Here is a 23,038-nt window from a genome sequence, read left to right as displayed (position 1 = left end):
CATTCGGATTTCGTCATTCGTCATTTTCAGGAAATCTGCATTCTCTCTTCGCACGCCCATGCCCACCGCCCAACAGTTGATCGCCGACAACGTCGCTCGCGTGCGGGATGAAATCGGTGTGGCAGCCCGCGCGGCAGGTCGCGACTCCGGCGAGATCAAACTCGTCGCCGTCTCAAAATACGTCGACGCCGACACCGCCGCGCTATTGGTGCAAGCCGGCTGCCGCTCACTCGGCGAAGCCCGACCGCAACAATTATGGGAGAAGGCCGAAGCCCCCAGCCTGGCAGGCGTCGAATGGCACCTCATCGGCCGATTGCAGCGCAACAAGATCCGCCGCACGCTGCCGCTCGCCTCGCTCATCCACAGCGTCGATAGCGCACGGCTTCTCGCCGCGCTCGATGAAGAAGCGGCCGCCGCGAATCTCGCGCCGCAGTTGCTCCTCGAAGTGAACTGCTCTGGCGACACGGCGAAACAAGGCTTCGCGCCCGAAGAAGTCCGCCGGCTATTGCCAACGCTCGCGAACTACAGTCGCCTCTCGATCGCCGGCATGATGACGATGGCCGCCCTCGACGGCGATGAAATCACCGCGCGAGCCAACTTCGCCTCGCTGCGGCGGCTGCGCGACGAACTCGCACCAAACGCCCCGCCAAACGTCATGCTCACCGAACTCTCGATGGGCATGAGCGGCGACTTCCCCGCGGCGATCGCCGAGGGCGCCACGATCGTCCGCATCGGTTCGTCACTCTTCGACGGCGTGTTGTAGCATATGGCCTCGCCAATCGAACCCCATCCGTCGGGCGTCGTCATCCGCATGAAGGCCCGCCCCAGCGCCCGCCGCAACGGCTTCGCCGGCATCCACGCCGACGCCCTCCGCGTCGACGTTACTGCCGCGCCGGAGAAAGGCAAAGCCAACGAAGCGATCATCGCGCTGTTGGCCGAGGCGTTCGGTGCCGCCAAGTCGCAAATTGAACTAATCAGCAGCCCCACAAATTCGCAGAAGCGATTCCTTATCACGGGCATCGATCTCGCCGTTGCCGAAGAATTGCTTGCGAAGGCTCTTGCTTGAACGTGCTACGCTTTTTAACCACGAAACAGACGAAAAGAACGAAAGAGAAATTAAGAAAAAGCAGCCCGCGAATCGGCGCGAATGAGTTTTTAGTGATCTCGCTTTTATTAATTCGCGCCGATTCGCGTGATTCGCGGGCCTGTATTATTCCCTTTTCGTTCCTTTCGTCTGTTTCGTGGTTAATCTCCCCGCATTCACGAGCCGCCGATCAGTTTCTTGAACTCCGCCCACGGCCGCGTATTCGCCACATCGGCCGCCGTCAGCCCGCCGCGCCGCGCCTGCAGGATGCCGAACCGCATCACCTCCATCCCATCAGTCGTGTGGGCGTCGGTGTTGATGACGATCGGAATGCCCAGCCGCTTCGCTGCTGCGCAATAGATGTCGTTCAAATCGAGCCGCGCCGGATTCGCATTGAGCTCCAGCAGCTTGCGATGCTTCACGGCCGCCGCCATCACCTGGTCGAGATCGACCTCGTACGGATCGCGGCGATTGATCAGCCGCCCCGTCGGATGGGCCAGCATATCGACGTGCGGGTTCTCGAGCGCTTCCAAAATCCGCTCGGTAATCTGCTGCCGCGATTGGTTCTGCCCGTAGTGAACGCTCGCGATCACCCAGTCGGCCTCGGCCAGCACGTCGTCGGGCAGATCCATGCCCCCTTTTTCGAGGATGTCACACTCGATCCCCTTGAGGACTTCAATCCCCTCGGTCTGCCGATTCACCTGGTCGACTTCCAGCCACTGCCGCCGAAGCCGCTCGCCGTCGAGCCCGTGGGCCATCGACACCCGCTTCGAGTGATCGGTAATCGCGATGTAACTGAGCCCTCGCGCCAGCGCCGCGGCGACCATGTCTTCGATCGAGTCGTGACCGTCGCTCGCGGTCGTGTGCATGTGGAGGTCGCCGCGAATATCTTCGAGCGTCACCAGCGTCGGCAACTCGCCCGCCGCCGCCCAGTTGTATTCTTCGCGGGCCTCGCGCATCTCCGGCGGAAACCACGGCAACCCAATCGCCGCGTAAACCTCTTCTTCGTTCCGCCCGGCGATGTAAGTTTCGCTGCCGTCGTCGGCGACGCGAAAAACGCCCCAGTCGCTGACCTTCAGCCCCTGCTGCTTCGCACGGCCGCGCATGACGACGTTGTGGTCTTTCGACCCGGTGAAATACTGGAGCGCCGCCCCGAACGACTCGGCCGGCACCACCCGCAGATCAACCTGCAGCCCCGACTTGAGCCGCACGGCCATCTTCGTTTCGCCGCGAGCGATTGTCTCGCCCACCTGAGCGAACGATCCAAAGCGGTCCATCACCGCCGTCACATCGGTGGCGTCGACGAGCAAATCGAGATCGCCGATCGTGTCGCGACCGCGACGGTAGCTGCCAGCGATCTCCATTTGCTTGATCGCCGGCTCGCTCCGCATGTGGTCGAGCAACTCGTCGACGATCTGCTCGGCGTCGGCCCACCGCACGCGCACCGCCGCCTCTTCCGCGATCGACAGCCCTTTGAGGATCGTCTCTTCGGTCTTGGCGCCAAAGCCCTTCAGCCCGCGAATGCGCTGCTGCTCGCAGGCGAGCCGCAGTTCCTGCAGCGAGCTGATCCCCAGCTCCTTGTGCAGTGCCGCCGCCTTCTTCGGCCCGACGCCGGGGATGCGCGCCAGCGTCAGCACGCCGGCCGGAATGGCTTCCTGCAGTTCCTCCAGCAGCGGCAGCGTGCCGGTCGCGAGCAGCGTTTCGATCTTCTCCGCCAGATCTTTGCCGATGCCGTCGAGGTCGGTCAGCGACCGCCCAGAATCGGCCACGATCGCGGCCAGCGGCTCCGCCAGCTCGCTGATCTTCTTCGCCCCGTTGCGGTAGGCCCGTACGCGAAACGGGTTGGCGCTCTGGTACTCCAGCAGATCGGCGATCTGCTCAAACACGGCGGCAATTTCTTGGTTCGTCATGCTACCAGTTTAGAAGAGGTCGGCAGCCCGGGGCCAGGGGCGCTTGCCTGCCGGCATGAGCACTCTGATTCGCGCAGAGCAAGACCGAGCGGCCAACCAGCCTCGCTTGCTATTCCCGCGTCACAACGTCACGATGAGGCTACCTATTAAGCTGCCCCTCCGGAGTTTTCATGCCGAGTGAACCTGCCGTCACGATTCGCAACGTCGCCACCGTCGGATGGCAAGTCCTACTAAGCGGCGACCAATGGCACACCTGCCGCAAGGAACAAGACGCCCGCTACATTGCGAATGGCGTACTGATCGCCGACTCGGTAGCCCAGGGCGAACGAGTAGGCGAAGAAGTCGCTCGCGAACTCGATGAAGTCGCCTCGATGGTCTCCCGTCAGATCGGCGAATGCGAAGCCTTGCAACTGATGAAGGCCGCCGCCGCGACTGCCCGCGGCGAAGTTTTCGAACCGCCGGCCGCAAACGACAACGCCGCCATCGCGACCTAGCGCAACCGAAGCGAGCAATCACGCATCAACGACAAGGGCCGTCGCGCTGGCGACGGCCCCTGCAAGTTCTGCGAACTGAGCGGACGCTAGGCGTCGCTAGCTGCGATCGCCCTTGGCAGCCTTCGCCGCCTTCTTTTCTTTCTTTTGCTTGGTCGTCAGCTTCGGCTGATTGGTCTTCGCCTTCTTGTTCGACTGGTCTTTGTTTGCCATCGGAAGGTCCTTTCCAAATTTAATGAGTTGTCGACGGATGACGCCCGCCGTGGATGCGCATCGTCGTATCGTAACCGACGCAGAGCTAGCAAGCGACACCTGATACGAAGCACTCGCCGCCGGTTCCCATCATTGCGGCGCATAAAAACGCCCCCCGAGCAATTACCAGGGGGGCGTCCGGGTCGATCAAGTGACGGTTCTCACCGTCGATTACTCAGCCACCGGATACCAACCGTAGGCGTCCGTTTGCGGAGCCGAGCCGGTGCTCACGGGGGTCGCCGGCTTGGCGACGGTCGTCGTGTTGACGTTCGCCTTACGGGCCGGTTGGCGGTAGACCGCGTCGTGGATGTCGACGGTCGGCCGATTGGCGGTCGGGTTGTTCTGCGGGCCCAGCAATGGCGGGGCTTGGAACGTCGCACTATCGCCGGCAGGGTCCGCGTCGCCCATCGGCTTCGGTTCGATCACGCTCTTCTCAGCCTCCGTCTTCGCTTCCGGCGTCGCAGCGGGCGTGCCGTTGGTGGTTCCGTCAACCTTCGTGCCAGGATACTGGGCGCCATAGTTTTGCGATCCAGCAGCAGGAGCCCCTTCATTCGGAGCCAACGACGGCTGCGGCGTCTCTGGACCAGCGCTGATCGCCGACGGCGGCGGACCAGCAGGCGTCGGCACGGAACCCGGCGTCACATATTGGACCGCAGGAACACTAGTCGTTGCCGCCGCACACGACGAGCAGCCGCTCTCGGGAACAACCGTCGTCACCGGCGACGTGTACGCCGCCTGTTCCACCACCGTCGTCCCGCCGGCACACGCCGAGCACGGCGCCGCGGCCGCACACGACGAGCAAGGGCTCGCGGTCATTACCGGTTCGATTACCGCAGGGCTAAACACCGTCGTCGCCATCGGCGCGAAACCGACGACCGTCCGCTGCATCGGCGCGAACGGCGTGACAAACGATGCGGATGGGGCAAAGTTCACCGTCTGCACGGTCGCCGTTGGAGCGAAGCCCACGGTTTGGACGACAGGCGTCGGCGCGAAGTTAACGGTCTGCACCGTCGGAACTCCAACCGGAACGGCCGTGGTTCCCCAGCCCGAGTGCCGCGCCCAGTGGTTCATCCGCATGTTGTCGAGCATCCGGCCTGGATACCAACCAGTCCGCGCCGGCTGAGCGACGACGACCGGGGTCGACATCACAGGCGTCGAAACGACGGGAGAAAACGCCACGACCTGCTGTGGCTGCGCGATCACGGGCGAAAACACGGTTTGCGTTCCGCACGTCGAGCACTGAGCTCGCACTGGTTCCACGGCAGTCGCCCCGACGACGAGCGTCGCGGCGAGGCTCCACATGGCTAAAGACAAACGAGTCATGATTTCTGCCTTCTCGCAAAAGTGTACGAGGAGAGTTGATCCCCCAACCTTCATCTTTACTCTGCCGACCGGCCCGTTGGCAACGATTATTCGTTCCCGCCGCGCCATTTGGTCGTCAATACATTCTGGGGAGAATCTGCGCTCTGGGAAAAGCTTGCACGGCGCTCGACGCCAACCGCGAAATTCATCTCCATCTGCCAGCGGCGCCATCGCGAATTCATTGAATTCTCGTGAACGCCCCCGCAAACAGAGCAACCCGCATGCCGGCAGCCGATCGGCCGCTCATTGGTGAAAGCGTAGCTTGCCCCGCTGCGCCGCGACGCCATCCTGGCGAGAAGAGGCCCGAAAAGGGACCCAATTGGCGGCGATGTTGCCAAAACGCAACGCGGCCCCCCTGGGCGCGTTGCACTCAGACAGCACTCAAATCAGCCGCCCGCGCACACCGCCCCGTACGAACCACACGCCCGGCGTGTTCGATTCGCGGAGGGGAATCGGGAAAAGAAATGGAACCGCCGATGAACGCAGATAAACGCCAATCAATTCGAAACCCTCTACCAAACGCACTGCTGCGTTGATAGCGGCGCTGCGACTACTACCTGCATTCCCTGTCCTTGGAGTCCTTGGCGGTTGCCTTTGAGCCATTAAAAAATGCGGGGAGATTTTTAACCACGAAACACACGAAATGACACGAAAGAAAAAACTGGGAACAGAGAGAAGCTAAAGAACGTTCTCCCCCACTAACTCAATTCTTTGTTTCGTGTCTTTTCGTGTGTTTCGTGGCCAACCTCCCCGCATTCAAAGAACCAACGCTGCGGTCAATGACCAGCGATCAGCAACTAGCGAGGCCGACCCGGGCGAACCGGACGGCAGAAGCCGATCTTCTCCAGCGACTTGTAAACCTCTTCCAACGTCTTCTCGCCGAAGTTCGAAATGCTGAGCAAGTCATCGCGAGTGCAATGCAGCAAATCGTTCACCGTGAAGATGCCCCGCTCTTCGAGGCAGTTGGTGGTGCGAACTGCGAGGCCGATTTCGGCCGTGCTCATCTCCAACCGATCCTTGAGACCTTGGTTGGCTAGTTCGACTTGATTGAGCGGTATGCGCGACATGCGGGAATCCCTCCCCTAACGTAAGAAACCCAGTGCCCCATGCGCCGGCACGATAGCGGCGGCCGTCATCCTGCACCGGGATCGCGAAGTCGCCTCCGATGCGACAGCCCTGACTTGCGTGGCAATATATCAAACGACTCTCGTCTTGCGCGCGTAAATCTCTCCCAAACCGCATCATTTTTTCAAACTTGCCTCACCGGCGTCGCGACGATGCTAGCAGGCCAACTCGCGCGAGGGGGCGAAGAGATTAACCACGAAACACACGAAAGGAACGAAAGAAGAAGAGAGAAGAAGGAACCCGCGTTCGAGCGCGCCCGTGACGACAGCACCGGCTCTCAATCAATGAGATTCCAGCCTGCAACAATCCGCGAAACTCCGCGCTCATTCGCGTAAATCCGCTTCCCATTCTTCGAGCTATTCGAACAGCAAATCTCCCTCCTTCTTTTCGTCTGTTTCGTGTGTTTCGTGGTTAAACCTCCCCGCATTCAGCCCGCGACAGTACCGCGAGCATTGGCGCACCGAACTGGACAGGCGTACCATACCTATTGCTAGCTACTGCAATCGAAAGCCGCCTCGAAGGATCGCCCGTGGACCCGCTGTTCGCCAACCTCAATCCCGCCCAATGCGAAGCCGTCCGCCACGTCGAAGGGCCGATGCTCGTCCTCGCCGGCCCCGGCAGCGGCAAGACCCGCGTCGTCACCCACCGCATCGCTCACCTGCTGCGCGAAGGGGTCCGCCCGCGCGAGATTCTCGCCCTCACCTTCACGAACAAAGCGTCGGAGGAGATGAAGCTCCGCGTCGAGACGATGTCCCCCGGCTCGCGCGTCTGGGTTAGCACCTTCCATCGCTTCGGCGCCCGGCTGCTGCGCGAGTACGCCGGCTTCGTCGGCCTGACGCCCAACTTCACGATCTACGACACCGACGACTCCCGCCAAACGCTCAAGCGCGTCATCGAGGCCGGCAAGATCCGCACGGCCCATTACTCGCCCGACCGCATCGCCGCCGCGATCAGCGCCGCGAAGAACCAGCTCATTACCGCCGATCGCTACGAACCCCGCATCGGCAGCCCGCTCAGCCAAATCGTCGCCGAGGTTTACCCCGCTTACCAGCAACGCTTGCTCGCCTCGTCGGCAGTCGACTTCGACGACTTGCTGCTGCACGTCGCGAACATGCTCTACGTAAACGACGACGTCCGCGCCGAGCTCGACGAACGCTATCGCTTCATCCTCGTCGATGAGTATCAAGACACGAACCGGGCGCAATACGTGATGGTTCGCGCAATGTCGGTCGACCACCCGAATCTCGCCGCCACGGGCGACCCCGATCAATCGATCTACGGTTGGCGCGGCGCCGACATCAAAAACATCCTGCAGTTCGAGACCGACTTCCCGCAGGTCCGCGTCGTTCGGCTCGAGCAAAACTACCGCAGCACGAAGGCGGTGCTCCGCGTCGCCGATCAGCTCATTCGCTCGAACATGCGCCGCAAGGCGAAGTCGCTCTTCACCGACAACGCCGAAGGCGATCCGGTGAAGCTCGTGCAGTATTCGACGCAAGACGACGAAGCCCGCGGCATCGCCGATCAGATCGCGGCAGGTATCGCCGCCGGCCGTCGACCGCGCGACTTTGCGATCTTCTACCGCGTCAACGCCCTCTCGCGCGTGCTTGAGCGTGGGCTCCGCGAGCATGGCATCCCCTACCAGATGATCCGCGGCCAAGAGTTCTATCAGCGCAAAGAAATCAAGGACGTGCTGGCCTACTGCCAACTGATCAACAACCCGCGCGACGATCAGGCGACGCTCCGTACGATCAACACGCCGGTCCGCGGCATCGGCCGCAAGACGATCGACCGCCTCAGCGAGTTCGCCTACCAGCACGGCATCTCGCTCCTCGACGCCTGCCGCGAAGCGGGGCAAGTCGAAGGGCTGAACGCCCGCGCGATCAAGTCGGTTGCCCAGTTCGCAGCCTTAATCGATAGACTCAGCTTGCTGGCCGGCGCCGCACTCGAGGAAATCCTCGGCACCATCCTCACGGAAACGAAATATCGCGAGGGCCTGCAAGACAGCGAATCGGAAGACGACCTCAATCGCCTCGCCAACATCGAAGAACTCCTCACCGACGCGCGGCAGTTCGACGAAGCCCACCCCGGCGGCGGCCACTTGGAGGAGTACCTCGAGAACGCTTGGCTCGTCAACGAGACAGACAGTTGGGAGACCGAGAGCGACAAAGTGACGATGATGACCCTACACGCCGCGAAGGGGCTCGAGTTTCCCGTCGTGTTCGTCGTCGCGTTCGAGCAAGGCCTGCTCCCGCACGAGCGGAGTCTCAACGACGACGAGCAAATGGAAGAAGAACGGCGGCTAGCGTTCGTCGGCATTACCCGCGCGAAGGAGCACCTGCAACTCAGCTACGCCGTCCACCGCGACTTCCGCGGCCAACGCCGTCGCACCGTGCCGAGCCCGTTCCTATTAGAAATGCCGCGTGAAGAGATGGAGTTGGTCTCGATCGGCGCCCCCGGCGGCTGGGACGTGCCGACGGACTGGGAGGACGTTCACGACCTGCACGACGACTCGCACCACTTCGAAATCGACCCGGCCGTCGACGATCACGGCGTCGAAGCAGAAGCGCCAACGGAAGACGACGACTCGTTCGCATTCGGCGCCAACGCCGCGCCCGCTCCCGCCAAGTCGATCCCCGCGTCGCAAGTCACGACGGCCGCCCGTCTCGCCGGCGCGAAACCGCTCGCCGCCTCAGGCATCTCGCCCGATGCCTTCGCACAGGGAATGACGGTGATGCACCCCGAGCATGGCCCGGGTAAGATCGTCGCCCTCAGCGGCAGCGGCGCCAACCGCCGCGCGACAGTGAAATTCGCTACAGCCGGCGAACGCCGCTTCGTCCTCGCCCACAGCCCCCTACGACCCGCGGGGCGGTGAAGAAAGGAATCGAACCGCCAAGGACGCCAAGGTTCGCCAAGGAAATACAGGAAAGATATTTACCACGACGACACAACGGACACGAAGGAAAGACTTCGTGAGAGGAAATCCGCTCAAAACTTTTTCTTATTAGTTTTTCGTCGTGATCGTTGTGTCGTCGTGGTAATTAGTTCCTTTGCATTTCCTTGGCGCACCTTGGCATCCTTGGCGGTTAATCCTCTTCGCTCTACTTCTCAAACTGAATCGAAGCCGAGTTCACGCAATACCGCAGCCCCGTCGGCTTCGGCCCGTCAGGAAAGACATGCCCCAAATGCGCCCCGCACTTGTGGCACACAATCTCCTCCCGCACCATCCCGTGGCTATGGTCCGCGTGGACGTCGATCGCCTCGGGCGTCACTTGTTGGTTGAAGCTCGGCCACCCGCAGCCAGAATCGAACTTCGTCGACGAGTCGAACAGCAACTCGCCGCAGACGATGCAGTGGTATTTGCCGTCTTCCTTATGGTTCCAGTACTTCCCAGTGAAGGCCCGCTCGGTTCCTTTTTCCTGAGTGACGTGGTACTGCTCGGGGGTTAGCCGGGCCCGCAATTCGGCGTCATTTGACTTCGTTTGCTCGCTCATGCCTGAAAACCTCCGTAACTATCTGCCTGGCAACCGTCTGCTACAATGTGAGGTTACCCCAAATTCAGCGACGCTGGGAGACGCCCAGCAAGCCGGAGAGCCACGCTCTCTGGCGATATGGTGGGTGAGCCCACCCGCAATATCCGCGCCCGTTTGCCACCTAAGCCCCGACTCACCCAAGCACTGCCCCCGCCTCTCATGCCCACCCCCTGGCAACCTCAGTTCCTCTACGCCGTCTGCCAACACGGGGCCGAGGCCGTCCTCAAGCGCGAACTCGCTGTCCGCGCCCCGCAACTCCGCCCAGCCTTCTCGCGGCCGGGGTTCGTCACGTTCAAGCTCGACGCTCCGTGCACCGATCCCGAGAAGTTCGCCCTTCCCGCGGTCTTCGCCCGCACGAGCGGCTTCTCACTTGGATCGGTCAAAGGCGAGCGCCTCCACGATCTCGCCGCGCAACTCTGGCAACTCCCTGACGTGCAGGCGTTTCTCGAGTCGCACGAAGTCGCCGGCCTGCACGTCTGGCAACGCGACGAACGGACTCCCGGCGAGCGCGGCTTCGAACCCGGCCCTACCATTCTTGCGGACGAGGCCGAAGAGGCCATCCGCGAGCTCTCGCCCATCGAGTCGCTCCGCCCCGATTCCGCCGCCGGCCGGTCGACGCCGCGCAATCGATGGGTGCTCGACGTGTCGCTCATCGAACCGAATCAATGGTTCGTCGGCTGCCATCGGACGACCAGCCGCGTCGCCTCGTGGCCAGGGGGCGTCCCCGATTTAGAACTCCCCGAACACGCCGTCTCGCGTGCCTACTTGAAGATGGCCGAAGCGATGAGTTGGGCCTCGCTGCCGATGTCTCGCGGCGAGCGGGTCGTTGAACTCGGCTGCGCCCCCGGCGGCGCGTCGCAGGCGCTGCTCGATGCGGGGCTCGAAGTGATCGGCGTTGACCCCGCCGAGGTGGACGAATCAGTTCTGGCCGACCCCAACTTCACGCACGTTCGCAGCCGCTCGGTCGAGACCTCGCGCAAGGTCTTCCGCCATGTGCAGTGGCTCGCCGCCGATATGAACGTGGCGCCGTCGTTCACGCTCGACGCCGTCGAAGCGGTCGTGAAGCACCCCGGCATCTCGATTCGCGGAATGCTGCTGACGCTGAAGCTGCCTGACCTGGCGCTCGTCGACGAGTTCCCCGCGTTCGTGGAGCGCGTCCGCAGTTGGGGCTACCGCGACGTGCGACTCCGGCAGCTAGCATTCAACCGCCAAGAGATCTGCTTGGCCGCGCTCCGCAGCCGCGGCCAACGCCGCGTCCTCCGCACCGCCGGCACGCGCAAGCGACCGACAGGCAAACGGCCCAGCGGCCCCGGCATTTCGACGCCACCCGCCGCGCCAGCACCGAGCGACCACCCCGAATCGCCCATTTAGCCCCGGGCTCCGCCCGGGGGTCGGCCGCCATACCGGTCGACGTCGTCGCGCGTTGTGCTACCCCCGGGCGGAGCCCGGGCTAAGAACGCCGCTAGCAGCGCCGTGTATTCCGCCAGGGCCACGCGCCAACCTTGACGCCAACCCGCTTCGATTGGTACTAATCTGCCGCGAAATTCCGCATCTTGCAGATTCCGACCGTTCGAGGCCGCTCCGAGTTGCCAGCATCCGTCCACCATCGGCGCGCATTCACCCTCATCATTTCAGTGATCGGCTGTTGGTGCGCGCTCGCTGCAACAAAAATTCACGCGCAACGCGTCCAATTTCCATCAAGCGTCGCCCCCGCCAGTCCGTTCGCAGCGGCGCCGTCGCCCGTCTACCCCGCGACGCCGCAGCCTTCGCTCACGCCAGCCATCCAAAGCTTCGATCCCTACGCCGCTCCCGGCATGGCGGCCCCGCCGATCGACGTTCCGTACTCGGCGCCGGCGCTCACGCCGAACTTCGGCGCCGCGCCCCCAACCGTCACGCCCTACGGCATGAATCCCGCCACCGTCGCGCCGCCGATGCAGGGCATTCCGTACGCTCCGCCGCCGAACAGCAACATCCTGCAGAACATGCCGACAGTGCAGTGGAATCGCGGCACTTACGACTACACGAATCCCGACGGCTCCACCTCGCGGCTGCAGCGGTTCATGCAGCAGCTCACGGTCGAGTCGACGTACCTGATGGGCAATCACAACCCCGACCAGCTCGCATGGAATCGGCTCGAAATGGCCGCCACGTTCGGCGTCCCCATCTTCCGCAATCCCGACACGCCGCTCCTGATCACCCCCGGCTTCGCCTTCAACTGGCTCGAAGGCCCCAGCGGCCCGAACGCCGACCTGCCGCCGCGCGTCTACGACGCCTACCTCGACACCGCCTGGAGTCCGAAGCTCACCGAACGCCTGAGCGCCGACCTCGGCTTCCGCACCGGCGTCTGGAGCGACTTCTCTTACTTCGATAGCCGCTCGATGCGTTTTATGGGTCGCGGCTTGGGCGTCTACACGCTCTCGCCGAAGATGGACGTCCATGCCGGCGTCTGGTACCTCGACCGCAACAAAGTCAAAATCTTGCCGGCTGGCGGCGTCTACTGGCGCCCGAATCCTGAGTGGGACCTGTGGCTCCTGTTCCCGAACCCCAAGATCCGCAAGCGATTCCAGAACCTCGGCCAAATCCAATGGTGGTGGTACGTCGCCGGCGAATACGGCGGCGGCGCCTGGACGATTACCCGCTCCGAAGACGGCCCCGCCGACGGCGCCCGGGACGACATCGACTACAACGACATTCGCGTGATGCTCGGCCTTGAATGGGAAACGCAAACCCGCCTGCACGGCCACGCCGAGATCGGTTACGTCTTCGATCGCGAGATTGTCTACTCCCAGACGAACCTGCCGCCCGAATATAACCTCGACGATACGATCATGTTCCGACTGGGATTTGATTTTTGAGCGTCGCCCCACTCTTCAAATTGCTAGCAGATCCAGCGCTCGCCACGCGCTCAGGGCGGCGACGCGCCGCAAAATTAGCCGGCGTTACCCGTCGCTTGCTAGCAGCCGCTGCAGGCGCCGCGCTAATGTTCGCGCCACTCGTTGCGACCGCACAAACCGCGGAGCCCTACACAGCGACGGCGTCCGACTCCCCGTTCGCCGGCGTACCGCACCCCGCGTACTCTACGCTGCAGACGCAATCGAACGCCAACGGCAACCAGCCTCCCGCGTCGTCGGTGATCACGCCGACGCCCTGGACGCCCGAGCCGATCACGCCGATCGATATCGACCAGCTTCCTGCCACGCTCACGCCCGGCGTCGATCCGAACCTTCGCGTTGCCAATCTCGCCGAAGAAACCGTCGCCCCCGAAAACCAAATGGCGCCCGAGGCGGCGAGCGAACTTCCCCCCGGCGCCCGCGCCGGCGTCTTCCAGAAGATTTACTTCACCGGCACCTGGCTCCCGCGGATGAGCGACGAGCCCGATACCCTCGGCATGGGCGACATCGAAGCCGGCGTCGTCCTCGGCTTTCCCTTCTTCCGCCGCGACACGCCGCTGCTCGTGACGCCCCACTTCGGCACGCACCTGCTGGAGAACGCCGCCGCCCTCGACATCCCGAGCACGCTTTACGACGCCTCGGTCGACTTCCGCCATCTCCGCAAATTCGGCGACGGCCCCTGGGCGATGGACGTCGGCGTTGGCGTCGGCTACTACAGCGACTTCGAACAAAGCTACAGTAACGCCACCCGCGTCACTGGCCGCGGCATCGGCGTCTACGAGGCCACGCCCGGCAAGAAGTGGATCTTCGGCGTCGCGTACCTCAACCGCGCTGGCGCCACTGTGCTGCCGATTGCCGGCCTGATCATCGAACCCGCCGAAATGCCGCGGACGCGTCTCGACCTCGTCTTCCCGCGGCCGCGGTTCTCTTGGCAAACCGCCGCGAGCACCCCCGAAGACGAACGCTGGTTCTACATCGGCGGCGAATTCGGCGGCGGCATTTGGAGCATTACCCGCCCCTCCGATCAAGAGATCGATACGATCAGCTACAGCGACATCCGCGTCGTCGTCGGCTTCGAACGGAAGATTCTCAACGGGCTCGCTACCCGCTTCGAAACCGGCTACGTCTTCGCGCGCGAACTCGACTACCAGAGCGCCACGCCCGACGTCTCGCTCGACGACACGATGATGGCCCGCGTCGGCGTTACTTACTGATTGCGTTCCGCAGGCGCTCGCAGCGTCTGTCAGAACGATGATCCGGTGACGAAAAACCACAGCAGCGTCGCTGCGAATCCCACGATGAGCGGGCACAGTACCGCAGCGGCGATCGCTCGGCCACGGTAGGGCTGGCGCAACGGCCCCTCAGCCACGGCGACTCGCAGCAGCAGCCACGCCGCATAGAACGCGAGCGGCTCGAGCAGCATCGAGAAGAACGTCGCCTTGAACGCTCGATTCGCCAACGCTTCGCGTTCGGAGAGCGCCTCGCGCTGCATTTCGGTCTCCGACTCCGCTGCGCTGGAGTCGTCAAACTCGAATTCCAACCGCCCCGCGCGAGCTTCAGTCAGTAGCTCCGCCGCTTCTAATGCGTCCGTCTCGGCCACCTGCAGCTTAACGCCGCCCATCGCCACGCCCAGATGCCACATCGTCCCAACCATCGCGGCGTCGACGAGGTACGACTCGATCCCCGCCGCCGCGAGGCACTGCTGCGCGATCTCCGCTTCGGTCACGCTGCCGAAGGACGCTACCGTCACGAGATTAGGAGCAGAAGTCTGAATCATGCCCGGCTCGCTTGCAAGTTGTCCGCCCCGCGCCGATGGTTCGCCATCAGTCTGCAATGAGCGAACGCACTATCTCTCTCAAGAATAGCAGAAAAATTGCGAGCGCCACGGCCGTCCCGACGCCAATCCAAATCGCTCGGCGCCCGTGTTTTGCGCTCAGCGGCCCTTCTTTCGTGCTCACATCCAGCAATAACCACCCCGTGTAGAACGCAACGGGCAAGAACAACAGTGAGAGCACCAACGACCGACCGGCTCGGTCGACGATTTGATCGCGTTCGCTTCTTTCTGCTACCGTCTCGTCGTCAGCTTCTTCGTCGTCCTCCGGCCAATCTTGCTCGTCGATTTCGAGTTCCCCCGCCTGGGCTTTGGCCAAAATCGCCGCCGCCTCGTTGCGCTGGCTGGCGGAGACCTGCAACTTCACCCCGCCCAGCGCCCCCGCGAGATGCCACGCCGTACCGACCAGCGAATGGTCCGCCAGAAAGGCCCGAATCCCCGCGCCCGCCAGGCACTCCCGGGCTAGCCTTGCATCGAGGTCATTGTCGAAGCTCGCCACCGTCACGAGGTCATCCCGCATCGCTCTTCCAGTCTCTTGATACGTCCGCGTCTTGCGGACTTCTTGGTCAACGAGATCGACAATATATCAAACGACGGCGAACCCTCCCACTGAACTTCTCTACGGCGGCGGTAAAAGCCTAGCGATGCTCAAGAGTAAGCTGAATCCGACCTAATCAAGGCCCCCGGCTCCGCCGGTGGACGAACCGCGAGTTAACGCCGCCCCACGACGTCCACCGGCAGAGCCGGTGGCTTCTATTCAACCTGGCAAACATGCCAGCACCGCCTCAGGTACGCCATTCGCACGCGCTCTGCTGTCCGATCCATCCCCGCGATCACCGACGCCTTCTTCACGCCAGACCGGGATGAAGCATCTGCCCTAACAGACGCCGGCCGCGTGACGCCGACGTCAACATTCTCAAAGGGCAGTTAACAAAGGAGTGAGCGATGAAAACCATTACCGCCCGCGAACTTCGGAAGATGCGCGACGCCGAAGAGGAGTTCCTGCTGGTAAACACCCTCGACGGCGAACACTTCGAGAAAACAAAGATCCCCGGGGCCGCCAGCATTCCGCAAAGTGCTAGCGACTTCCTCAACCAAGTTGAGCAGCGCGCTGGCGGCAAGAACCGCACGGTGGTCGTTTACTGCGCAAACGTCCGCTGCGATTCGTCGACCAAGGGCGCCGAGAAACTCGAACGCGCTGGCTTCACGAACGTCTTCGACTTCGCCGACGGCTACGAAGGCTGGCAGCAAATCAATAAAGAGAAAGAGGGCGGCCGCAAAGCCAAGGAAGACGCCCCGGTGAAACGGTAGTTTCCTCAGCACTATGCTTGCAATTCTCTTTGCGCCTTCGCGCCTTTGCGTGAAAATTAAACGAAGAATGTCTCACGCAAAGGCGCGAAGGCGCAAAGGAATTTATTCTTAAAATTCGGACTACTCAACAACCTCAACAACCTTCACAGCCTTCGCCTCCGACGGCAACAACCGCACTTCCCTCCCCTTCCGCACCGACTTCAATCCATTCCTCCGCAAGAACTGCCGGTCGACGTCGCTAAAGCTTGCCGCGGGCAGGTTGAGTTTGATGATTCGCTCCCTGCCCGCGGCGATGGTCGATTTCGCGCTTTCGTCGACCTCCAGCCGATATCCAAGTTGCGCAAGCACCTTGCCGTAGTAATCGATTCCCTCTGCCAGCGTCACGTCCGCCACCATCCGAAAGCGAACTTTCGCCAAGGGCATGGGTTTCGATTCCAGATCCTGCTTCGGCGCCTCCGTTGTCAACCGTTCGAGTTCTGCAATCTGCGCCGCAGCTGCCGCGCGATCCTCCGCCGTCTTAGCCTGCTTCTCCAATTGCCGCCAAGCCGAGAGCGCGAACCGCAGTACGCTGCCGCGGTCGACGGCCAGCGCGCTCGCGGGATACGCCGCCAGCCGAGCATATCCTTCCGCGTCAATCTGATCGATCGCCAGCTTCGCGCGACGCTGCTCTTCAATCCATGGTCGCTCTGCCCGCCGCTCGTATTCCTCCAGCAGTTTCTTCGCTTCGGCCGCAGCAGGGAGATCATGCCACCTTGAGTCCACTCCCTGCAGTTGCATAAGCCCCTTCCCAATCGTTTCCGGCTGTTCCAACCACGCCTTCGCTGCATTTAGCCACGCCGCCGCCATCTCTTCGCGGCCCATCGCCCCATCAAGATCTACCGCCCCATTCCGCCGCGCACCACGCCGCTCGGCTAGTCCTTGCTCCAGCCACGCAAACGCCTCCTCCGTTGCGGCGGGCCCCGGCATCGTGTGCCCCATCCCGTCGATCAGTTGCAAGTCTGTGCGGAATCCCAAGCATTGCAGTTGCGGCGCGTGGAGTTCTTTCGCCCACACTGCCGCCGACTCGCGCTCGCCGCACACAATCGCCACGCTCAGCCGCTCGCTCGCCCGCTGCCGCCCCCACGGGCTCGGCGGCGGTCCCGTCGAATGCCCGTAACTCACGACCCCGCCAAAATACTCGGGCAGCGCCATCGCCACTTCCGACGCAATGTACCCGCCGCCAGAAAATCCGGCCAAGTACGTCCGATCTGGATCGATCCGATACCGCTGCCGCAAATCACCCAGCACTTCGACGACGGCCCGCACCCGCCGCGCTTTGACGACGCCGTTTCCCGCATCGCGAATCCCGGCGAACAATACGCCACGATCGCGGCACGTCGCCTCCCAGAACGGCCAGCCGACCGGCCGATTCTCCGGCGACACAAAGATCACGAGCGGCCACGCTCGATCGCCGCCGTCGCGCGGCCCGCAGAACTCGTAGGTAAAATCGCCGCCGCGGAGCGACTCCTCCGCGATCTGCTTTGGCGTCGTCGCCGGACTCTTCATGGCGAGCGGGTAGACCCAATCGAGCGCCGTTGGCTCCTGCACGCTCAGCTTCCGCGCGTACTCGAACTCCTGAGCTTGCACCGTTCCCACGGCGATGCCGCAACACAATGCTAACAGTGAACACGCCGCCCATAGGAGGCGTGATCGAATCGTGCGACCAGCCATTCTCCGCTCCTCATCCGCTGTTCCGTTCCGACGAAAGCCCAGATCAAAGCCACGGGCAAACGCCATCCCCGGATTGTAGTGACCTCGCTGTCAAGCACCACAAATCGGCCACAGAGAGCAGATTCAAGCAAATGAACGCATTCAGAGAATCGGCGCGTTCAGCCAATTTTTGTGTTGAAACTAGGCCACCCAATTTCGGACAATAACGCCAAGGCCGCTGCGTGAGGTTCGCCATCCCGCCACGCCCATTTAGCCCCGTCCGCTCGCGGCGGGCGTATCGGCGTAACAGTGCGGCGGTGCGCCGTAACTCAAACGCTCCGCAGCGGGCTACCGCCCGCGGCTAAATGGCCGCAACGGCATGGAGCATGAAACGCGATTCACTGCTCCCTGCCGACTACCCAACGTTAATGTCGCCCAAAATCGAAAAATGCGACACGACGCGACACCATGCGACACAAAGCTTACGCCGCTTCACGACACGACAACTCGAATGGCTACCGCCATTTACAAATCGACGCATCGCCGAAAGCCAACGAAAAAGACCCTTTCTGTCGCCAAAAATGCGCTGAGGCGACAGAAAGGGTCAATGCGACAAATATCGAATGGCGGCGGGAAGCTACTTCCCGGCCCGCTTGATCGCCCGCACGACCGCCTCGCCCATGTCGGCGGGGCTCTCGGCGACTTCGATCCCGGCGTCTTGCAGGGCGGCGACCTTTTCGGCCGCGGTCCCCTTGCCGCCGCTGATGATGGCGCCGGCGTGGCCCATCCGCTTGCCGGGAGGCGCCGTGCGGCCGGCGATGAACGCGGCGACCGGCTTCGTGACGTTCGCCTTCACGAACGCGGCGGCTTCTTCTTCGGCGGTGCCGCCGATTTCGCCCATCATGATAATCGCTTCGGTTTCAGGATCTTCCTGGAACATCGCGAGCGTGTCGATGAACGACGTGCCGACGATCGGGTCGCCGCCGAGGCCGACGCAGGTCGTCTGGCCGAGGCCGAGACCCGTGAGTTGCCACACCGCTTCGTAGGTGAGCGTGCCGCTGCGGCTCATGACGCCCACCTTGCCGCGCTTGTGGATGTAGCCCGGCATAATGCCGATCTTGCATTCGCCGGCGGTGATGACGCCGGGGCAGTTCGGGCCGACGAGCCGCGAGTTCGGGTAGTCGGCCTTCAGGCGGGCGTACACGCGGGCCATGTCGAGGACCGGCACGCCTTCAGTAATCGCGATGATCAGGCGAATGCCGGCGTCGGCCGCTTCCAGAATCGCGTCGGCGGTGAACGGCGCTGGGACGAAGATCATTGTCGCCTCGGCGCCATTCTTCTCAACCGATTCGGCAACCGTGTCGTAGACCGGCAAGCCGAGCACCGACTGCCCGCCGCGACCCGGCGTGACGCCAGCGACCATCTTCGTGCCGTATTCGAGGCAGTTCTTCGAGTGGAACTCGCCAGCCTTGCCGGTGATGCCCTGACAAATGACGCGAGTGTTCTTATCGACCAGGATACTCATTGGTTTATTCCGTCGGAAGATTTACCACGACGACACGAAGGACACGACGAAGGAACGAAGACGAATGGGCTTAGCCGATCGTGCTTACTGTATTTCCTTCGTGCTCGTTGTGCCGTTGTGGTTCAATGTTCGTTGTATGGATTAAGCAGCCCCTGCCGCGGCGACGACTTTCTTCGCCGCGTCGGTGAGGCCTTCGGCAGTAATGACAGCGATACCGCTGTTGGCGAGGATCTTCTTGCCTTCTTCGACTTCGGTCCCTTCGAGCCGGACGACCAGCGGGACGTTGAAATCGACTTGCTTGTAGGCTTCGAGAATCGCGTTGGCGATCGTCGTGCACCGCATGATGCCGCCGAAGATATTTACGAGCACGGCCTTGACGTTCTTGTCGGCAAGCAAGATGCGGAACGCCTCGGTGACCTGATCGACCTGGGCGCCGCCGCCGACGTCGAGGAAGTTCGACGGCTGGCCGCCGTGGAGCTTCACGAGGTCCATCGTGCTCATCGCGAGGCCGGCGCCATTCACCAGGCAGCCGATGTTCCCTTCAAGCTGGACGTAGCTCAGCCCGGCGTTGCCAGCGCGAACTTCCGCGGGATCTTCTTCGGAGAGGTCGCGGAGCTCCACGAGATCCTTGTGGCGGAACATCGCGTTGTCGTCGAAGTTGATCTTCGCATCGAGCGCGATCAGCTCGCCTTGCTTTGTGACGACGAGCGGGTTGACTTCCACGATGCTGCAGTCGAGGTCGACGAACAGCTTGCACAAGCCCTTCATCAGCTTCTCGGCCGAGCGAACGCTGTCGCCCGCGATGCCGAGCTTGTGGCACAGCTTGCGTACTTGGTACGACTGGAGACCGTCGGTCGGGTGGAACGGTTCGAGGAAGATCTTCTCCGGCGTTTCCGCGGCGACCTCTTCGATGTTCATGCCGCCTTCGTTCGAGCACATCAGCACCGGCAAGCTGCAGGCGCGATCGACGACGATGCCGAGGTAGAGCTCGCGATCGATGTCGCAGCCCGCTTCGACGAGGACCTGTTGGACCTTCTTCCCTTCGGGACCTGTCTGAATCGTCACCAATTCCTTGCCGAGCAGCGCGTCGGCGACCCGCTTCGCATCTTCGCGGGTCTTCACGAGTTCAACGCCGCGCTGCGACTCGTTGCCCTTAATCGTTCCCTTGCCGCGACCGCCGGCGTGAATCTGAGCCTTCACCACGGCGAGCTTGCCGCCGAGCTTATCGAACGCATCGGCCGCTTCAGCGCCCGATTTGGCGGCGAAACCGACCGGAACGCTGATCCCGGCCTTCCGCAGCAGGTCCTTACCTTGGAATTCGTGAATTTTCATGGAAATCTCGAGGAAACGAGCCCCGCAGCGGCGGTCGCTCATAGAAGAATGCATGGGAAGCGACCGAGTATAGCCCCCCGCCGCCCCGGCAGACAACCGGCCAACCGCCGTCCTAGCGCAATGAAAAGTCACTTTGCCGCAGCATTTCTGCTGCTCGCCCTCATCACCGGCAAGGCCGCCGCCCAGCCGCCGCTGGCCTCCCTCACCGGCCCGACGATGGGGACGACCTACCACATTAAATATTGGGGCGACCAGCCGAACGATCCGCCCAAGGTGAAGGCGACGATCGACGAGTTGCTGGCCGAGTTCGATCGGCAGATGTCGACGTACCGCGACGACTCGGAACTGTCGCAGTTCAACCGCGCCGCGGCGGGCGAGTGGTTTCCCGTGTCGGCTGATACGGCGCGAGTCGTCGAGGAGTCGCTGCGGTACTATCGCGATACGGACGGGGTGCTCGACGTAACGGTGCCGCCGCTGTTGCGGCTGTGGAACTTTAGTGCTGGGGCGAAGCGTGACGAGCCGATCGTTCCGCCCGAGCCAAAGGCGCTTTTAGCCGCTAGACGACTCGTTGGTTCGCAACACATTCACGTGCAAACAGAACCGCCGGCGCTCAAGAAAGATTTTGCCGGCGTCGAGGTCGACCTCTCGTCGATCGCTCCCGGCTACGCCGTCGACCTCATCATCGCGAAGCTGCAGGAGCTCGGCTTCGCGAATGCGATGGTCGAGATCGGCGGCGAAGTGCGCGGCGTCGGACTACGTCCCGACGGCAAGCCGTGGCGGATCGGCGTCGAGCAAGTCGATGCGACCGACGGCACGCTCGCCCGCATCGTGCCGCTGCACGACATGGCCCTCAGCACGGCCGGCGACTATCGCAACTTTCGCACAGCCGATGGCGGGCGGTTTACGCACATCATTGATCCACGCACGGGGCGGGCGTTGCCGTACGTCGGCGCGTCGGTGACGGTCGTCGCGAAGACTTGCACCGAGGCCGATGCGCTCGACACGCCGCTCCTTATCATGGGGCCAGATGATGGCTACAAGTGGTGCGTTGAGCACCGGATCGCTGCGCTGTTTCAAACGCGAACTGCCGACGGCGGGATCGTCACGAAGACGACGGAGTGGTTCGACGAACTCGCGCCGCAAGCGCCAACCAAACCTGAACCTCAACGCACCTCTGCCGAGTAGATTTCCATCTGCACCAATTCCGCTTCACGCTTCGCGCCTAGTTCCGTAAGCACCGCATCGCGGGTCTCGCGCCGCACATCATCCTCCGGCAGCCACTGCGAGACGATCCAATACTTTGTCCCCGCCGGATGGGCGGCCTGGAACTCGGCGAGCCGCTCAGCACGCTGCTCGCCATGGTGGGCGAAGATAGGGAAACTAGTAAGCGAGCGATCCGCCGGCCAATAGTGCTGCAGCGCGTGGCCCATATAGTTCGAAGCGACGAGCACCGGCGCCTCCGCGGCGCCGAGTTCTTCGAGCTTCGCCGCCACGGCGCGGAAGTCTTCTTCGTCGTACCGAGCATCATACGCTCGGTTGTAGAGGGCAGCGGCGTTTACCGCGAGCAGCACGACCACGGCGAGACGCGCGAACCAACTCACGCGACAGCGCGCTGCGCCCGCTCCGAGAATCAACGCATAAGGAACGGCGAGCCACACGACGTAGCGGTATACGAAGCCCGAGCCACTGACGTTGCCGAGGTAACCAAGCACAGGAACCAGCAACGCGGAGGAGGCGACAAGCATCGCCAGCGGCAGCCCGATCCCCAACCGACGAACGGCCTGCCAAACGAGCGTGAGCCCAGCGAACCCGACCGCCGCGAGCCACGGCAGAAATTGGCGAATCCCGTCAGCCGCCGGCATCGAGCGGAGCTCCTTCATCGCGGGTCCGATGGTGAATCCGCCCACTAGCGAAACAAACGTGTAGCCGAGCGCCTCGAGATCAAACCCGGCGTACAACTCCTCGTCCGGCAAATCGGCCGAGGCGCGAATCAACAGGATTGGCGCCGGGATCAGCAACACCGCCGTAGCGATCGCCGCCCCGATCGGCCGCCGCCAACCATCGCGGCGCCATCCCGCGTAGAACACAAACAACCACAGCACGCAGCCGAGCGGTACGGCATACCAGTGGCAGTAAACCGCCGCAATCGTCGAGGCGACCATCAGCGCCCAATCACGCCGCTCGCCGCGCCGCAGGAGGCGTAGCGCCGCCCAGAACATCATCGCCGCGAACAGCCCGTATACGGCGTACGCCCGACCCTCGCGGGCGAAGTGAATATTGAACGGGCAGCACGCCATCAGCAGCGCCGGCCACACGGCGTCGCGCTCGTCGAGCAGCGCCGCCCCGGCCCGCCAGACGACAATCACCGTCAGTCCGCCCGCGACGACGCTCAACCACCGCGCCGCTTCCTCCGATCCCCACGCATTGTCCCAAATGACAAGAATCGTGCGGTATAGCGGCGGGAAGCGATCGTCGTCCTCGTCCATCACCACCGACGCTAGCGGCTTGCGCGCGAGCAACAGCTCCGTCACTTCGTCGGCCGTGTAGCCGCGGCCGTGGAGGTTCCAACCGCGCAGTAGAAAGCCGAGGGCGATCACGCCGATCACCAGCAGCCACGGGATGCGCGCATCGCTGCTGCGTTCGATCTCGGTGACTTGCTCGCTGTTCGCACTACTCATTACTGCCGCCGCTCCGCCTCACGCGCC

19 protein-coding genes are annotated in these 23,038 nt (G+C 63.0%); 9 read left to right on the top strand and 10 right to left on the bottom strand.

Going from position 1 to position 23,038, the window contains the following annotated elements; translation table 11 throughout:
- The first annotated feature begins 58 nt into the window (after window positions 1-58).
- Together PLANPX_RS11650 and PLANPX_RS11645 are read left to right on the top strand one after the other, a co-directional pair.
- The gene (locus PLANPX_RS11650) at window positions 59-763 is read left to right on the top strand and encodes a YggS family pyridoxal phosphate-dependent enzyme (protein WP_152098901.1); all 705 of its coding nucleotides are present in this window, start codon (window positions 59-61) and stop codon (window positions 761-763) included.
- Between the two features lie 3 nt (window positions 764-766).
- Window positions 767-1,066: a DUF167 domain-containing protein gene (locus tag PLANPX_RS11645; RefSeq protein WP_198421880.1), complete on the top strand. Its 300-nt coding sequence runs from the start codon at window positions 767-769 to the stop codon at window positions 1,064-1,066.
- 194 nt (window positions 1,067-1,260) lie between these two features.
- Here the strand turns inward: PLANPX_RS11645 and polX are convergent, their stop codons facing one another.
- Window positions 1,261-2,994 (bottom strand): DNA polymerase/3'-5' exonuclease PolX, encoded by a 1,734-nt coding sequence (polX, locus tag PLANPX_RS11640; RefSeq protein ID WP_152098900.1) that lies wholly within the window; start codon window positions 2,992-2,994, stop codon window positions 1,261-1,263.
- 170 nt (window positions 2,995-3,164) lie between these two features.
- Here polX and PLANPX_RS11635 point away from each other — a divergent pair, with 170 nt between their 5' ends.
- The gene (locus PLANPX_RS11635; RefSeq protein WP_152098899.1) at window positions 3,165-3,488 is read left to right on the top strand and encodes a hypothetical protein; all 324 of its coding nucleotides are present in this window, start codon (window positions 3,165-3,167) and stop codon (window positions 3,486-3,488) included.
- 420 nt (window positions 3,489-3,908) lie between these two features.
- Here the strand turns inward: PLANPX_RS11635 and PLANPX_RS11630 are convergent, their stop codons facing one another.
- Window positions 3,909-5,060, bottom strand: a complete 1,152-nt coding sequence (locus PLANPX_RS11630; protein WP_152098898.1) for a hypothetical protein — start codon at window positions 5,058-5,060, stop codon at window positions 3,909-3,911.
- 836 nt (window positions 5,061-5,896) lie between these two features.
- Complete coding sequence (locus PLANPX_RS11625) at window positions 5,897-6,166, bottom strand: DNA-directed RNA polymerase subunit alpha C-terminal domain-containing protein (protein ID WP_152098897.1); 270 nt, start codon at window positions 6,164-6,166, stop codon at window positions 5,897-5,899.
- 587 nt (window positions 6,167-6,753) lie between these two features.
- On the opposite strand from PLANPX_RS11625, the gene PLANPX_RS11620 reads away from it, so the two are divergent.
- Window positions 6,754-9,096, top strand: coding sequence for an ATP-dependent helicase (locus PLANPX_RS11620; protein WP_152098896.1), 2,343 nt, complete (start codon window positions 6,754-6,756; stop codon window positions 9,094-9,096).
- A gap of 226 nt (window positions 9,097-9,322) precedes the next feature.
- On the opposite strand, the gene msrB is transcribed toward PLANPX_RS11620, so the two are convergent.
- The gene (msrB, locus tag PLANPX_RS11615; RefSeq protein WP_152098895.1) at window positions 9,323-9,715 is read right to left on the bottom strand and encodes a peptide-methionine (R)-S-oxide reductase MsrB; all 393 of its coding nucleotides are present in this window, start codon (window positions 9,713-9,715) and stop codon (window positions 9,323-9,325) included.
- A gap of 198 nt (window positions 9,716-9,913) precedes the next feature.
- On the opposite strand from msrB, the gene PLANPX_RS11610 reads away from it, so the two are divergent.
- The 3 genes from PLANPX_RS11610 (at window position 9,914) to PLANPX_RS11600 (ending at window position 13,859) form a co-directional block, all read left to right on the top strand.
- Window positions 9,914-11,125, top strand: coding sequence for an SAM-dependent methyltransferase (locus PLANPX_RS11610; RefSeq protein ID WP_172992001.1), 1,212 nt, complete (start codon window positions 9,914-9,916; stop codon window positions 11,123-11,125).
- A gap of 263 nt (window positions 11,126-11,388) precedes the next feature.
- Window positions 11,389-12,609, top strand: coding sequence for a hypothetical protein (locus PLANPX_RS11605; RefSeq protein ID WP_152098893.1), 1,221 nt, complete (start codon window positions 11,389-11,391; stop codon window positions 12,607-12,609).
- Between the two features lie 125 nt (window positions 12,610-12,734).
- Window positions 12,735-13,859: a DUF6268 family outer membrane beta-barrel protein gene (locus tag PLANPX_RS11600; RefSeq protein WP_152098892.1), complete on the top strand. Its 1,125-nt coding sequence runs from the start codon at window positions 12,735-12,737 to the stop codon at window positions 13,857-13,859.
- 29 nt (window positions 13,860-13,888) lie between these two features.
- Here PLANPX_RS11600 and PLANPX_RS11595 read toward each other — a convergent pair whose 3' ends face one another.
- The gene (locus PLANPX_RS11595) at window positions 13,889-14,422 is read right to left on the bottom strand and encodes a putative signal transducing protein (protein WP_152098891.1); all 534 of its coding nucleotides are present in this window, start codon (window positions 14,420-14,422) and stop codon (window positions 13,889-13,891) included.
- A 46-nt stretch (window positions 14,423-14,468) separates the two neighbouring features.
- A complete protein-coding gene (locus tag PLANPX_RS11590; protein ID WP_152098890.1) occupies window positions 14,469-14,981 on the bottom strand; it encodes a hypothetical protein in 513 nt (170 codons plus the stop codon).
- Window positions 14,982-15,421: 440 nt separating this feature from the next.
- Here PLANPX_RS11590 and PLANPX_RS11585 point away from each other — a divergent pair, with 440 nt between their 5' ends.
- The gene (locus tag PLANPX_RS11585) at window positions 15,422-15,787 is read left to right on the top strand and encodes a rhodanese-like domain-containing protein (protein ID WP_152098889.1); all 366 of its coding nucleotides are present in this window, start codon (window positions 15,422-15,424) and stop codon (window positions 15,785-15,787) included.
- 120 nt (window positions 15,788-15,907) lie between these two features.
- Here the strand turns inward: PLANPX_RS11585 and PLANPX_RS11580 are convergent, their stop codons facing one another.
- The 3 genes from PLANPX_RS11580 to sucC all read right to left on the bottom strand — a co-directional run bounded on the left by PLANPX_RS11580 (window position 15,908) and on the right by sucC (window position 20,333).
- Window positions 15,908-17,497: an alpha/beta hydrolase gene (locus PLANPX_RS11580; RefSeq protein ID WP_152098888.1), complete on the bottom strand. Its 1,590-nt coding sequence runs from the start codon at window positions 17,495-17,497 to the stop codon at window positions 15,908-15,910.
- A gap of 616 nt (window positions 17,498-18,113) precedes the next feature.
- Window positions 18,114-19,001 carry a succinate--CoA ligase subunit alpha gene (sucD, locus tag PLANPX_RS11575; protein WP_152098887.1) on the bottom strand — a complete coding sequence of 296 codons (888 nt, stop codon included), beginning with the start codon at window positions 18,999-19,001 and terminating at the stop codon, window positions 18,114-18,116.
- A 141-nt stretch (window positions 19,002-19,142) separates the two neighbouring features.
- Window positions 19,143-20,333 carry an ADP-forming succinate--CoA ligase subunit beta gene (gene sucC, locus PLANPX_RS11570; protein ID WP_152098886.1) on the bottom strand — a complete coding sequence of 397 codons (1,191 nt, stop codon included), beginning with the start codon at window positions 20,331-20,333 and terminating at the stop codon, window positions 19,143-19,145.
- Window positions 20,334-20,453: 120 nt separating this feature from the next.
- Here sucC and PLANPX_RS11565 point away from each other — a divergent pair, with 120 nt between their 5' ends.
- Window positions 20,454-21,518: an FAD:protein FMN transferase gene (locus PLANPX_RS11565; protein ID WP_172992000.1), complete on the top strand. Its 1,065-nt coding sequence runs from the start codon at window positions 20,454-20,456 to the stop codon at window positions 21,516-21,518.
- Here PLANPX_RS11565 and PLANPX_RS11560 read toward each other — a convergent pair.
- Window positions 21,497-23,011 carry a glycosyltransferase family 39 protein gene (locus PLANPX_RS11560; protein WP_152098884.1) on the bottom strand — a complete coding sequence of 505 codons (1,515 nt, stop codon included), beginning with the start codon at window positions 23,009-23,011 and terminating at the stop codon, window positions 21,497-21,499. The genes PLANPX_RS11565 and PLANPX_RS11560 overlap by 22 nt on opposite strands.
- Between the last annotated feature and the right edge of the window lie 27 nt (window positions 23,012-23,038).

It is taken from the genome of Lacipirellula parvula, from assembly GCF_009177095.1.
GTDB classification, from domain to species: domain Bacteria; phylum Planctomycetota; class Planctomycetia; order Pirellulales; family Lacipirellulaceae; genus Lacipirellula; species Lacipirellula parvula.
Note: the sequence above shows the minus strand (reverse complement) of the source record. Positions and strands in the feature narration are given on the sequence as shown.